This is a genomic window from Vibrio sp. Vb1574, from assembly GCF_033338675.1.
Genome location: NZ_JAWOTC010000001.1, coordinates 26,023 through 39,747 on the forward strand (window position 1 = coordinate 26,023; position 13,725 = coordinate 39,747).

The 13,725-nt window shown below is 38.4% G+C and carries 11 protein-coding genes; 6 read left to right on the plus strand and 5 right to left on the minus strand.

Annotated features, from left to right (window positions below; translation table 11 throughout):
- The first annotated feature begins 51 nt into the window (after nt 1-51).
- Both R7O12_RS00115 and R7O12_RS00120 read left to right on the plus strand, forming a co-directional pair.
- Nucleotides 52-558, plus strand: coding sequence for a hypothetical protein (locus R7O12_RS00115; RefSeq protein ID WP_029845900.1), 507 nt, complete (start codon nt 52-54; stop codon nt 556-558).
- Nucleotides 559-905: 347 nt separating this feature from the next.
- Complete coding sequence (locus R7O12_RS00120) at nt 906-1,103, plus strand: hypothetical protein (RefSeq protein ID WP_029845902.1); 198 nt, start codon at nt 906-908, stop codon at nt 1,101-1,103.
- A 490-nt stretch (nt 1,104-1,593) separates the two neighbouring features.
- Here the strand turns inward: R7O12_RS00120 and R7O12_RS00125 are convergent, their stop codons facing one another.
- A complete protein-coding gene (locus R7O12_RS00125; protein WP_318125519.1) occupies nt 1,594-2,601 on the minus strand; it encodes a hypothetical protein in 1,008 nt (335 codons plus the stop codon).
- Nucleotides 2,598-5,096 carry a hypothetical protein gene (locus tag R7O12_RS00130; protein ID WP_229652222.1) on the minus strand — a complete coding sequence of 833 codons (2,499 nt, stop codon included), beginning with the start codon at nt 5,094-5,096 and terminating at the stop codon, nt 2,598-2,600. The genes R7O12_RS00125 and R7O12_RS00130 overlap by 4 nt, the downstream gene beginning before the upstream one ends.
- 614 nt (nt 5,097-5,710) lie before the next feature.
- On the opposite strand from R7O12_RS00130, the gene R7O12_RS00135 reads away from it, so the two are divergent.
- A complete protein-coding gene (locus R7O12_RS00135) occupies nt 5,711-6,433 on the plus strand; it encodes an NYN domain-containing protein (protein WP_140247330.1) in 723 nt (240 codons plus the stop codon).
- A gap of 228 nt (nt 6,434-6,661) precedes the next feature.
- The gene (locus tag R7O12_RS00140) at nt 6,662-8,197 is read left to right on the plus strand and encodes an RNA-directed DNA polymerase (protein ID WP_029845907.1); all 1,536 of its coding nucleotides are present in this window, start codon (nt 6,662-6,664) and stop codon (nt 8,195-8,197) included.
- A 111-nt stretch (nt 8,198-8,308) separates the two neighbouring features.
- Here R7O12_RS00140 and R7O12_RS00145 read toward each other — a convergent pair whose 3' ends face one another.
- Both R7O12_RS00145 and R7O12_RS00150 read right to left on the minus strand, forming a co-directional pair.
- Nucleotides 8,309-8,938, minus strand: coding sequence for an SLATT domain-containing protein (locus tag R7O12_RS00145; protein ID WP_140247331.1), 630 nt, complete (start codon nt 8,936-8,938; stop codon nt 8,309-8,311).
- Nucleotides 8,939-9,155: 217 nt separating this feature from the next.
- A complete protein-coding gene (locus R7O12_RS00150) occupies nt 9,156-10,421 on the minus strand; it encodes an SMODS domain-containing nucleotidyltransferase (RefSeq protein WP_029845910.1) in 1,266 nt (421 codons plus the stop codon).
- A 1,129-nt stretch (nt 10,422-11,550) separates the two neighbouring features.
- On the opposite strand from R7O12_RS00150, the gene rnhA reads away from it, so the two are divergent.
- On the plus strand, nt 11,551-12,015 hold the full coding sequence (rnhA, locus tag R7O12_RS00155) for a ribonuclease HI (protein WP_005380384.1): 465 nt from the start codon (nt 11,551-11,553) through the stop codon (nt 12,013-12,015).
- Here the strand turns inward: rnhA and R7O12_RS00160 are convergent.
- A complete protein-coding gene (locus R7O12_RS00160) occupies nt 12,012-12,758 on the minus strand; it encodes a class I SAM-dependent methyltransferase (protein ID WP_005391820.1) in 747 nt (248 codons plus the stop codon). The two genes, rnhA and R7O12_RS00160, sit on opposite strands and share 4 nt — an antisense overlap.
- A 37-nt stretch (nt 12,759-12,795) precedes the next feature.
- On the opposite strand from R7O12_RS00160, the gene gloB reads away from it, so the two are divergent.
- Nucleotides 12,796-13,554: a hydroxyacylglutathione hydrolase gene (gloB, locus tag R7O12_RS00165; protein WP_005380380.1), complete on the plus strand. Its 759-nt coding sequence runs from the start codon at nt 12,796-12,798 to the stop codon at nt 13,552-13,554.
- Nucleotides 13,555-13,725 lie beyond the last annotated feature (171 nt).

The following is a 13,725-nucleotide window of genomic DNA, read 5'->3' on the forward strand; positions in this document are numbered from 1 at the left end:
TGATTTCTGTATACTAAGCAATCCTTAGTTTTTGGGTTGTGTGAGTAATAAATGAAACGTTCTAGAAAAATTAGTGCTGTAATGCACAAGCTGTTGATTGAAAAAGGAATGGATGGTTTTTCAGTTGTTGAGTTGAGAGATGCTTCGCTTTCCATTGAATTTACTGGCTCAGACTTGGATGAAGCACGCAAAAAGGTTTATCGACAAATTTTGCGTTTTGAGAAGAACAATTGGCTTCGAAGTGAAGGATTCGGGCGAAAGAAGCGTTACTTTCAAACTGACTTATTCAAAAGACTTCGTTTGGTTCCAAAGCCTGAAATCGTTAGGGTTACTTTATCTTCAACTCCTGACTATTCGATCTTGAGCCATGAGCGCAACGAATATGAAGGAGAATTGGAGATCCTGCTAGGAGAGATCGAAGAGTACCGTTCACTCAATACTCGTTTTCCTGAGTTAGAACCTAAACTCGCTCCATTACTGAAACAAGCTAAAGAACGTTCAGCGCACTTACTTGGTAAGGTGAACGTATTAACGAATGTTATACGAACACTTTCGTAAGGCCATCAAGCGTGTTAAGACCATCATCCGATGATAACTAGGACGTGTTGCTACATATTACCTGAATTGGTCTGAATGCAATGTGTCAGTTTTGTTTCCTTGATGTAACTAGTTCTGACAGGTTACCTTAAATTGGTTTTGCCCCTAACCTTCTAGCTGCATGCTGTTCCCAATTGTTGGTAAACTGACTTTTGCTATACTAGAACTAATCCAAATATCGTATCGCTGTGTATGCTTTGAGCAAGAAAAGGTTGACGGAAATCGGTCACAACAGACGAAGTTGATAGGTTTTAAGATGAACTACTTTGCAAAGGATCCCTTCCAGGTAATGTAAACCTGGAGGGTAAATGAAAAAACTAAAGCAACAGTACCGAAGCCAAGACAAGGCGTATGGGCATTATCTGTGGGATGTGTATCCAATAAAACTGAGAGCAGCTAGAGGAAAAACACTAGCCGTCCCTTGGGATGATTATCCAGCATGCGTATATGACGTTGCGAAGTGCTGGAAGCATAATTCAAAAAGGCGTCACCAGTACTACAAATAAACATCATCGAGCCTCGCTAATGCGGGGCTTTTTTCTGTCCGTCGGCGTGTTCATTAGAGTCTGCTAGCTCGGATTTGCCCCAAACTTAGTTACAAACCCATCACGCAGTCTGCGTGATGCAACTGGCATGATGAACTTAAAACCGGAAAAAAGCACTTAAGAAACAAGTAAATATTGCCCCTAAACATTTCAGAACGCATTGTTTTGGCAATAGAACTAGCTAATGTGCAAAACATGCACATTGCTTATCAATCAACTACCGAGTATTCCTCGGCAGTTGAACTGTTGCAAAATTTGCAATAGTTGCTTGAGTAATGAGAAAGTTCAGTTGTTGCAGATTCTGCAACAACTCATACCTGCCCCTTTCCGTTTTACCGAAGATTGTCGTCTCAGGTGCGCTAAGACAGAAATTCCTTAGACTTTCTAATCTAGCTGTATCTACAAATCGTGGGCCGTACGATACATTTCGACTAATTAATTTGGAAATGTTTCATTTAGAAGTCCTTTCACGTTCGTAGCAAAAGTCAATTATGTCGGTGAAGCTAACTTTTTCTTGTGAAAGCTGCTCTTTCAATTTGTCCAGTTCAGCGACATTAGGCAAAGCATTAGTAGGGGAGATTACAACCTCAAACTCCGGATTGTACTGCTGTCCAACTCTTGTAAGCTCTTTTCCTAATTGAAAAAGTATGTTATCGCGCAGTATCAATTGATTTCGTTTAAAACGGAGCTGGCGATAACAATCGAAAAAATCTGAACGCTTTGATGAATCTTGTTTTCTGCCAGTCCAACCAGTATCTATTGTTGCTCTATACAGTGCTTTATCTTGCGTTTCTACCCAATAGTTCAAGTCAAAATTGTTTCTTGGTAAGGGGTTCTTATATGTGGCTTTGGGATAAAATGCAGTGTTGTCATGTTGATGCTTATCTAGAGCGGTCAATATCCTATTTTGTGCTAACAAAAGTTGCTTAATAGCACTGGAAATATCAATTCGAATAAGTTTACTTGTATCTAAGATTCGTAGCTCTGCTGGTAGTAACTCTCCATCGCTAGTCCAATGATCTTTTCGTCGTTTTGGCAAAAGCTGGATACATATATTTAAGAACTGGAATAGATTAACCGAACTTAAAGGCACTATATGTAGTTCTTCGTTTTCTGCGTCTTCATAAAGGAAATAGTACACGGTTTTCAAACGCACTAAATTTTGAGCTATTTCCTCCACCCACTCACGTACAGTATCGTCTAAGCAATGATGCCTACGTCTCCCTTTTACATTTCCAAGCAATTTATCAATTAGTACGCCATCATTAGACTTTATACTAAAAAGAGCTTCATTTCTCCGACGAAACGATTTAAAAATTTGAGAAAAATCTTGGTTAAACATTCCTTGGTAGAAGCCTTCTCGTTCTCTCAAAGGACTAATGAAAAGTCTTTCTAAGAACCCCATATTTTCTGTATCGAAGTGAAAATGATGTTCTGGTTTCCCTTTAGCAAACTTCATAAGTACCCCTCTTCACTGTCTTCAGTATCTTCTAAAGAACGCTTAAGTGAGGAAATATCATGACCTATTTCGAAATCAACAGAGCCAAGTTGCGGAAGAATATGTAAGGCAATAAATAGATGAGAAGCATCCGAGAATGAGTTGCTAAGAAACGCTCTAATTATTTTGTTTTTATGGGTTTTTCCTCGACTCATACCCATCTGATCTGTATATCCATCTTGCCTTGTACGATCTTCAAAAGCTGATTTCCAGTTGAACCGAATCATATCTCTTGGGGATACACTGAAGCTAAACGAACGAGGGTTTGAAAGCCGAACCATCCTCTCCAAATATTGTTTCTTGGTTGGAAACCTATCAATCCATGTATCGAACTCGCCAAGTGCCATTTCGGGAAGTCTCGAATTGTCAAAGTAAGCTCCATATAAAATAGCAAACCCTACAACTGACATTATATCGTTCAATACAGTTGAAATGAGATGTAATCGAAACTCATCATTTATATCGAGTTCAGGATCTACGAATTTAGAGTCGGAAGCCAGAAAAGCTAATAACATGAACATCGGAATAGATTTACTTAACTTCTCTTCATCATTCTGCTCAAGCGCATCAATACAAGCCTCGGCGAGTTCGAAGTATATATGCCCAAAATGATCTGGTAGTTCATCATTTTGTTCCTGCCTAAAAACATGCCCAATAATACTAGCTTCACCCAGCATCGCTATTGCTTCATCTCGTGCTATGGCGTGTTGCTTTCTAAAAGCATCAATATCTATTTCTGGAAATAAATACTGCTTTTCGGAGTAATGTTCAAACTCTCTGTATCTATTAATTAGCTGAGATATATCTTCGAACCATCTAGGTAACTTCCAATAGTTGTGAAGATTCGCCAAAATTACTTGAGTTGCAGCTTCCTTCATCTGCATTTCTGATAACTTTTTTACAAAGTTAGGGATCGTAAATGCATAATAGTCGCTGATTTCTTGAAGCACCTTTGCGTAATGATTTAAAAGCTTTTGAACTGCCAGTTGTTGGACATACTTAGGTTTTGACAGTCGCTTACCTTCAATCCTTCGTTCAAAGTTGATGCGTTCCACGACAAAGTTTAACTCTACTTGTAGGAAAGAAGGTAGAGATTTTAGATGTTTACCTGTCCATATATCAGTATCAAAGAAGTGCTTTAGCTCTTCCTCGAATATAAACATACGCCTCATTGTTTCAAGACAAAGGTTGCTTCCTAATGCAGCCCATGCGTCAGCTATCCCAATCAATAGAACTAGTTCCTCATGTTCTTTCTCAACTTTTTCTATGGAAGCAAAAGTGGTTTCTATAACTGACTGTATTTTCTTGATTTCTTGCATGCCTATTGCGAAATGAAACTGTTCTGAATAAGTTGATATTCGAGATGACATTTGAGTTAGGAGGTTTAGTCCTAACATAAAATCATCGACCGAAAATGCTAGCTCTACATGCTTAGCTAACCTATCAATAATCTCATTCTCTAACCATTGATAGTCTGCTTCATCTTCTGTTGCTAATTGGCTACTTGTTTGTAAAGCAGTTTGGGTGGCGAGATCTCCGGCATAGAACCATTGCTTGTGCTTTTTTCGCCTTGGGAACCAATAGCTTGTATGAACGATTCGATGTTTGGTATGTAGGTAGTGTTTTAGTAATACTGAATAATCATGGCTAAGTGCAGGCAAGTTATCATTAAGCTTCTTTGTTTCACTTTTCATCTCGTCGTCGATATAGCATAACTGTTTAAAGGCTAAGCGAGCTTCTTTCGAATGATGGTTGGATAGAGAAACTGAATTGTTAGACTTAACTGCATTGTCTATGTGGTGAGCTATTCTAGGTAGTACTTCACTAGTAGCCAATTGATTGAGATTGAAGAAGTTGAACAGCCGTTGGCCTAAAGGGAACAACGCAAGGGAGCTTATGGCTGTTAAAAATGTTCCTACGGCATAAACTGAAACTCCCAGTGCAATGCCATAGGATTCTAGTGTTGTGGCAATGAGACAAAAGATGGCCGAGAAGACTAAAATGCGTGAATATACATTACCAACCTGTTCAGTCGTGAGAAGCTGAATAATATCACGCCGAAGTTTAGTGTAACCCGTACTTAATATAATACCTATTGATGCAAAGTATATTGAAAATATGGTGGTGAGAAGTTGTGCATACAATCTGAGCTGGTTGATATTAAATTCTATTTGCTCTTTACTAAGAGGCTCCAAAATATTTGTGTTTGATCTAATATAACTCTCAAACAAGCCTAGAATAGTTAAAGCGAGAATCACCCCACTTAGGCTCTTTAAACCAACAATCGTAATAGAGCCTAAAATTGTAGTGTTGGTCCTCGTTTTAGTAAAAGATGCTCGTTGTTTGTATAAAGTCCGTTCTAGAAGAAAGGCCATCCTTGCATACTTAGCTTTAAATTTCCAAAACCACGATTTAGAAGTCAGCCATATTTTTATTGAATCAACCAAAATACACACCCTATCAGAGGCTTACGAAGCTACTAGGCATCATAACACCTGAAACTTCTGTGTATCAATTGTTCATATAAAACATACTTCAATCCAAGCTAAACGTTCCTATAATCACAAGGGTGGTAAGCTCGTTAATTTGCCATACTTCAAGTAATTCGCCCTTTACAAATTTACGTAACCATTCTGAAAAACTTTTGTCCAAAAATGAATCAGAAAGCCTTTTTGGACTGTCTAGAGTTTTAATGAAAAACGTACAGTTCAAAAGCCACATATTCGCTACATGGTGCTTTCAATAAACTATAGGCATCTGTTTAACGTGTTGATTTATAGGTATTAGATTATGCTTTCACCTTAATGCGAGCATTAAAAGGCGTAGCCATAGCTGGCCAACAGTTCATCACAAGAGTGTTTCAGTGGCAGGTATCTTCAAACGTGCGCTTTGCTTTTTAACTTGGAGTTCTGTGAATAGCTGTATTTTTATGATTAGTGAAACAAGGAAACTGCCCCGCTCCTGTTTAGAACTGTTACTCATAACATTTCTGAACACTCCCATTTGAACACATGTTACTTATACCTATATAGTGCAACTAACTATATAAAAGGATGGTCATACAAGGATTATGGGCAACAGAAAAATCGCTGTACTAATTGATTCTGAAAACACTCCACATTCAAAGCTAAACTTGATCATTGAAGAGCTATCTAGCTTTGGGCAAATAATAGTTAAACGTGCATATGGTGATTTTTCTGCTGAACAACTTAAAAACTGGAAGCAACCCCTGAACGAGTTAGCTATTCAAGCTAAACAGCAATTCGCCTACACATCAGGAAAGAACTCGACAGATTCGTTAATGATTATTGATGCAATGGATCTCTTGTATAGCCAAAGGTTCGATGCTTTTGCTTTGATTTCAAGTGATAGTGACTTTACAAGTCTTGCCACTAGATTGAGAGAGTCTGAGATACACGTCATTGGTGTTGGGAAAGCTATGACTCCCACTTCGTTTAAAAACGCTTGTGACGATTTTGTAGCGATAGAGAACTTAAATGCTGAAGTTGAGCTTGGGGAAGTTCAACCAAGCACAGACCAAGATGTAGAGCGAGAACTCTGGCGACTAATGCATCAAGCTTGGCAAAACTATAGAGATGAATCTGGGTGGGCAAAACTAGGCGAAATAGGCAAATATTTGAAAAGGCTTAAGCCTGACTTTGACCCTCGAAACTATGGGTTAAAGAAATTATCTGACTTTTTTGATAAGTATCCAACACGCTATCGAACCCGTAATACTAAGCGTACAGGTATGGAGTTTCAGTTAATAACAAAGGCTAGTAAACAAAAATGATGTGTTTTAGCACCAAACGGTTCAAACGATTCGGGTGGCTCAAAATTACCCACAAATTTGTTAATCTTGCCTTTAATTACTTATCGACCTAGCTTAAAGCTTTACTTGGTTGTTTATGAGATTCTGTTAAATAACTCTAGATGGTAGTGGGATGAATTAACAGAATAGTACTACCATCAATACATTAAAGAAATAAGTAATCCAATAGTATAAGAAGAAATCAACGTTATGGTATATCTAACTGATGAATCTCTAGAGTTCGCTCGCCAACATATATTGTCATATTATGACTCGGATTTTTTTCCAAAGGCCGATGAGTTTATTGCCATATGGCACTCATGGGAACATATTAAGGCTAGTCTACTTGAAATTCCGCTAGGTGAGTATAAACCAAAGGCTCCAAGAACAGCAGTATCGTATAAACCGAAAGGAGGATTTAGAGTTGTCCAACAACTCGACCCGCTGGACACTTTAGTTTATGTAGCTTTAGCCCATTTAATTGCAGAGAAGATAGAGTCCGTTAGAATACCAGTTGAAGATAATGTTGATTGTGCCTATCGAATTTCATTACATGAGGGGAGTTTTTTCTCTAAAGGTGGCGGTTATAAAACATTTATTGAACAAACAGAGAAACTGTCGAAAAAACATAATTATCTACTTTCGACAGATATTACAGACTGTTATAGTCAACTATATTTACATAAGTTAATTCATACAATTACGTTGGCTGATTCTAGCTTAGAATCTATTGCTTCCTACTTACATGGCTTTCTTACTGAGTTGAACAATGACACTTCCCAAGGTGTACCTGTTGGTCCAGCCCCTAGCATTATCATGGCAGAAGCTATTTTATCTGATATTGATTTATTCTTAAAGAATAAAGGGATCGAACACACCCGCTATGTTGACGACTTTCGAATCTTCTCAGATTCTAAAAAAGAACTTCTAAATACTCTAGAATCTCTAACTATATACTTATTTGACAATCATAAACTTACTCTTTCGTCTGAAAAAACAGCGATAGGTAAGTCTACAGAATTTGTTGTAGGTACATTAAATAGTTACTATGAGTTGCAAAAAAGTAAAATGCTCGATTCCTTAGATGAATTAGAACCTTACTCTATTCAAGCTGGTGAAATTGCAATTCATGTTGAAGACGAGACTGAAGTGGCAGCTGACGATGAAGAGCAATTGTTGTCTCTAGCTCAAACCATCACCAGAAGAAAAATACTCGATCTTGGAATGGCTAGGGCCTTATTACGCAAGGCTAGAACATTCAGAACAAAAATATTAGTACCAATCCTTTTCGAAAAGTTTGACTTTTTTGCGCCAGCAATCAATGACGTCTGTCTCTATCTTAACTCTGTAACAGATGCTGATTTAATCTCCGAGTCAGAAGGTTTATTAATAGGATTGTTAGAGGAAGAGTGTATTAATAGAGGGGTCGTCAAGTATTGGTTTGAGTGGTACATAGCAAACAACATTGAAGCCTTACAAGTAAAGAAATTAAAATTGTATCTAATGGAAAATGGTAGTATTACCTCTCAATCGTTAGCTGCAATAACATGCCAGGATATAGCGTGGGTTAGAGAAATGAAAACAAAATATAATACCATGGGAGATTGGGATAAAAGGGCTATATTGAGATCGGTGGATATTCTTCCAGCATCTGAAGCTGAGCAATGGAAATCACTAGTGAATAAAGAGTCCCCTATACTAGAAAGGATAACTTTAGATTGGGTATTAGCTGATGATTTGTACTAGTAAAAAACGAATTAGTAAATTTATTTTCCATGTATATGACTATTAGGTTTATCTTCTAGCATCTCTATATAGCACTAGAAGATAAAAGCAGCATCGACAAATACTATTGTTCTAGCAATCATCCGTTAATTTTATTTTTAGTAAATCATACGCTCCTAAATAATCCAAAGAATAATGAAAGATTGATATAAAAAATATAGTTAAAATCAACTTTATTAATAGCTTTAATGTAGATGGTAATTTATCTTTCCAAAAAGTTAAATTGAGTGCATTACATAACCATTCTGATTGGTGTTCATTAAATAATTTGTGGTGCGCGAACCATGAAGCAAATGGTAATTGATCTGTGCTATAAAAATCTCTAGCCTCGTTTTGAATTTCTTCCAAACGCAATTGAATATCCTCTGTCGTAGATGATGAATCTACTTCAGAATATAGAATTTTAAGTTGGTCATGGTATTGGGTTAGCTTAATTGCGCCATTTTTTAAATTAACCATCGAATCAGGTGACTTGCCTACAAGTAGCCCAAGCAGACCTAGCAACAATAAAGCTACAGATAATTCTTTTGTTGCAAACTCAACAAAAGCAAGCGCGATAATACCTATCGCTAGACTGAACGCTGATACTCCTGTCGAGATGTTTTTTGATAACTCGTATGAGCTAAAGTTAAGTTTTGCGCCATAGATTATATTATAAGCGGTATCAGCGATGTCTTTCTTTAAACGTTCTTTTTCGTTCATATTATAAAGCTACAGATATTGATTTAGATACAGAGACTTTACTATAAGTCACTTAGTATAAGATAATTTTACGACTAGAAAACTGACTAACTCTTTTCCCATTAAGCATCTACCACCTTCAAGAGTCTGTCTCAGGTGGTGGTCTTAGAGAAGGTATAGGCATACTAACGACCTGTGAAACCACATTAACAATCACCTGACCTTCCACATACGATTCTTACTCAATTGGTACAGTAATTTCATGTCGCGCTATCACCGTGTTATTACGAATAGCGTAACACTCAACTGTATGATCACCATGGAAAATAGCAGTTTCTACATGAATCTTGCTGCCATCATCATCTATGATTTCACCACGGTGGTCCTTGTTTTTATCTGCAATATGCCCACGGTTACGTACCTTCCACTTCACCTCATAGTCTCCAACTATGTCAGTCTGTTTCACAAAGAAGTACAGTTTCCGTTGATGCGGGATTCGCTCTCCAACAAATTTTAACGACGACAACATTTTTGTCATCAAATCGCTTTTCACTTCGCAATCAATGACAATTTGGTTGGTTCTATCCATATCGAATAGTTCCTCAATAAATTCTTCATTGATCGCAGACGCTTGCTTAGTTTCACGATGAGGAAACTTCGTGCCAAAAATAGCCTTATATTTTTGGTTACATTTATCCTCATAACCATTCTCTCTTGCTTCAATCGCTTCATTAGCATTATACAGCGCTATTGCAGCATCAGCTTGGAATGATTTTTTCACTCCGACTTTAGAGTTGCTGCCAAATGCGTAGTAGAACGCTCTGTTTGGTTCTTTGGTAAGGTATTGGAAAAAGTCTCTCACCATCTTATCAAAGCTGCCAAATCTGGCTTTGTCATATTGGGTGTTTTCTTTGAAGAAGTTGTAGCAAAGGTTGTCGATCAGAAAGCCGCTCATCTGGATTTCGTTTCTGGCCTTCCATGCACGAATCATTTTCGCAAGCTTACGAAGGTTGTCTTTGCGCTTGTTGTTCAGTTCTCTAAAGGCGAGTAGTTCAGCACGAGTGTTACATTTTCGCCATGAGCCGCCGTTATATGTATCAGGATATTTGAATACTCCTTGCCATTCGAATACTGGTACTACTTCAAAGGTAAAGTCTTGAATCTCAACAACCACCACATTGCGATCTTTCTTCACATTACTAGTCTTATAAGTTTTCTTTATAGCATCTTTTGCGTGGTCTAGAGCCTTTGATGGGTCTTTGCGATAGGTAGTCCAAGAGCTAGGTGGTAATATATAAAGCATATCAAGGTCAGAAAGGCCTTGGATGCCAGAGTAGCGACCATACGAACCTGCTTGAAGACTATGACTTGTCTTGTCGTTTTCTAAACCGCGAAACTTCTCATTGAGGTTTTTCGTGATGCTTCCGTAACGACTCGAAATTGTATCTTTGTTTTTAATCTTGAGGTTATCCAAAAAAACACTAAAGTCCCGTCTTACAGTCATATATCTCTTCCTTGCAGTTCACTCTAGTACTATATGGCGATATTAATTAGAAAAGCAACTCTTTGGCCCAATATATTGCAGTAATTTTATTATAAAATCACTGCATGTGTGATGCGGGTATTAAGAACATTTCTGATTTTTGACTTGGTAATAAATAAAAATCATTACGAAATATGTAACCCACAAAGGTCGTGTAATACCACGGGTGAACCGCAATTTGTTAATTTAGAAAATAACATAATATTGTCCAAGCCAGAGTTATGAATGCTCATGCTAGTACCTAGGGTGTACAATTTATTTGATACACATTAACTACATGAATGATTGTTTGGTTGTGCTTAATTTTCTTAGGCGTATGAAATATAATTATTAAATACTAATTTATTACCCCTTTTAAAATCGATTATAGAGATACATACGAAATTTTAAATTCTCTTACATCCCCTAAAAAGGCGACAATTGATACTTTGAAAGTAAAATCACCAGAATGGATTTATAAAAAATAAATTAGAATTTATAAAGATGGCTCAGGTTTGTACGCTGTAAAACCTGAGGCAATTAAAGAATTTTTTTGGTGTTAAGACTTCAGAGAAAACTATAAAAAAATAAAAAATATCTGTGCTAAAAAGGTCTTGGTCATATATCTTTTTACCGAGCTAAAAAAATGCATGGTCAGTTTGTTGTCGATTTTGAAATTGCCTAATAAGTGTTTAAGGTTTCAAGATACTTTTACTACTCTGGTATAATCGGTTTCCCAGATTACGCGTAACTCTCTTTTGTCCATAAATGTGTTTCACGTGGGATGGTCAAGAAAGATCACAGTTCGAAAAGTAGTCTTAATAAACTAAGCAGTCTTGGCTCACTTTTAGTGATTGTGTAAACGATTCAGTGCTTTTCTTATACGATATTTTACACTTTGCCCCAACTTGCTTAAAAATTAAAAAAGAGAACCAGAAAAATTCTTTATAAAACATAGAGTCTGACTCACTCACTCACACGTTTACACAGGCCTTAACCAAATAGTAGAGAACGACAATGCGGTTATATTCAGAATTGCTGCTGGTATTCATAAGGTTATGTATGTCAGACTATGCTTTATTAAATGTTTCGGCTAATAGTACCAAAAAATATGACCAAACACGTTGAGATTTTCACTGACGGTTCTTGTTTAGGTAACCCAGGACCAGGTGGTTACGGCATAGTATTGCGTTACAAAGACGTAGAAAAGACACTTTCCAAAGGCTATACGTTAACTACCAACAACCGCATGGAAATGTTGGCGGCTGTCGTCGCGCTACAGACGTTAAAACAACCTTGTAAAGTCACTTTAACGACTGATAGCCAATATGTGCGCCAAGGTATTACTCAGTGGATCCATAACTGGAAGAAGCGTGGTTGGAAAACAGCGGATAAAAAACCCGTGAAAAATGCCGATTTATGGCAAGCTCTAGACAAAGAAACCGCACGCCATCAAGTTGAATGGCATTGGGTAAAAGGCCACGCGGGCCATCGTGAGAACGAAATGTGTGATGAGCTAGCCCGGACTGCTGCAGAAAACCCAACTGAGGAAGATACAGGTTACCAACCCTCTTAGCGAGATTCTTTCCTCATAGTGTTACCCTCTCGATTCATCACCCCAAGTGGTGTGAGCTTTTTCTTCAAGCGCCAATGCGGTTTGATAGGCTTGAGAGGGTATGTCCGTTTCCGCGCGACTATGTAATACAAACTCCCAGCGGGTGATGCCCAATCACCAAGACTATTTTCCAACCATGTCCACATCGTACGGTAACGTTTCATCGGAAACAGCGCATAACGATCACAATGAATCACTTGATAATTAAGTAACCCTAACCAATCTTTGATGCGGCTCGACGTAAACATTCGTCCACTCCAAGGCAAATTATGTTTACGCCATGGAAGCAAACTCGCTAATCCAGTCAAGCTTAATGGGTTGAATCCAGTAATAATTACATAGCCATCATCCATCATCACTCTATCGACTTCACGCAACAAACGGTGTGGATCGCTTGCATAGTCGAGCTGATGAGCGAGTATCACAACATCAAAGCTTTTTTCCAAAAAGGGTAATTCGTAACCATCTGCAATCACATTATGCAACGGGTTCTGGATATCTACGTTGACTTGGTGTTGAATGTTACAATTACAGCTGGTTAGCTCACAGCTCAACCCGCCCAGTTTGAGCATATGGTAGCCGAAGAGTTTCGGGCACCATTCATCAAGTCGGGTCTGGATTGACTCAAGCACCCACGGACCGTTGTTCATTGCTGACCAAGTCGACGGGTGTGGTATAGTTTTGTTGCTGAGTGCTGGTTTCATTAACCACCTGACTAAAATGGGTGACGGAGAACGAATCGTGTTAGAGATCAAAAGCATACCCGCATTTAATGATAATTACATCTGGCTGATACAAAATAGCGATAAGCGCTGCGCAGTCGTTGATCCGGGCGATGCGAAGCCAGTATTAGAATTTCTGCAGGCTAACGAATTAACTTTAGAAGCGATTTTAATTACGCACCACCACAACGATCACATTGGTGGCGTTCCAGACTTAGTGCGTGCATTTCCTAACGTCGCCGTTGTGGGCCCAAAATCAGAGCCAATTCCAACCCTAACGACACCAATGGAAGAAGGCGACAAGCTAGAGTTGTTTGGTGAGATTTTCTTAGTACTTGGGTTACCCGGTCATACTTTGGGCCATATCGGTTACGTTGGGGACGGAAAACTGTTTTGCGGTGATGTGCTCTTTTCTGCTGGCTGCGGTCGTATTTTTGAAGGTACGCCTGAGCAAATGTTTGAATCACTGAGCAAACTAACGTCTCTACCAGAAGAAACTCAAGTCTTCTGCGCACATGAATACACGGCGAGTAACGTGGCGTTTGCTCTAGCGGTTGAACCTGACAATGAGCAACTTCGCCAATATCGCGACGATGTAAACCGACTGCGAGCACTCAACATTCCGACACTTCCAACAACAATACGCAAAGAAAAGTGGATTAATCCGTTCTTGCGAACCTCTAACCCTGACGTGGTTCAATCTGTTGCTAGTCGCATTAAAAATAGCGATCCATGCTCGGTTTTTACTGCTTTACGCGAGTGGAAGAACGAATTTTAACCATTTTCTGCTTGTAAGTTTGCAAGACCCCAGTATTATCAGGGACTGATTTTTCGAGAAGCGCCACTGGCGCTTCTCTTACGTTTGGGGTTGATATAAATCTATTTGAATTTCTCCCCATTGCATAATTAGAAGCTCTTTGCCTCTATAAATTAGTTAGTGTTTAAAAGA

Coding starts and splice junctions, on each gene's coding strand:
- R7O12_RS00115 (WP_029845900.1), top strand. CDS start 52: ATGAAACGTTCTAGAAAAATTAGTGCTGTAATGCACAAGCTGTTGATT.
- R7O12_RS00120 (WP_029845902.1), top strand. CDS start 906: ATGAAAAAACTAAAGCAACAGTACCGAAGCCAAGACAAGGCGTATGGG.
- R7O12_RS00125 (WP_318125519.1), bottom strand. CDS start 2,601: ATGAAGTTTGCTAAAGGGAAACCAGAACATCATTTTCACTTCGATACA.
- R7O12_RS00135 (WP_140247330.1), top strand. CDS start 5,711: ATGGGCAACAGAAAAATCGCTGTACTAATTGATTCTGAAAACACTCCA.
- R7O12_RS00140 (WP_029845907.1), top strand. CDS start 6,662: ATGGTATATCTAACTGATGAATCTCTAGAGTTCGCTCGCCAACATATA.
- R7O12_RS00145 (WP_140247331.1), bottom strand. CDS start 8,938: ATGAACGAAAAAGAACGTTTAAAGAAAGACATCGCTGATACCGCTTAT.
- R7O12_RS00150 (WP_029845910.1), bottom strand. CDS start 10,421: ATGACTGTAAGACGGGACTTTAGTGTTTTTTTGGATAACCTCAAGATT.
- rnhA (WP_005380384.1), top strand. CDS start 11,551: ATGACCAAACACGTTGAGATTTTCACTGACGGTTCTTGTTTAGGTAAC.
- R7O12_RS00160 (WP_005391820.1), bottom strand. CDS start 12,758: ATGAAACCAGCACTCAGCAACAAAACTATACCACACCCGTCGACTTGG.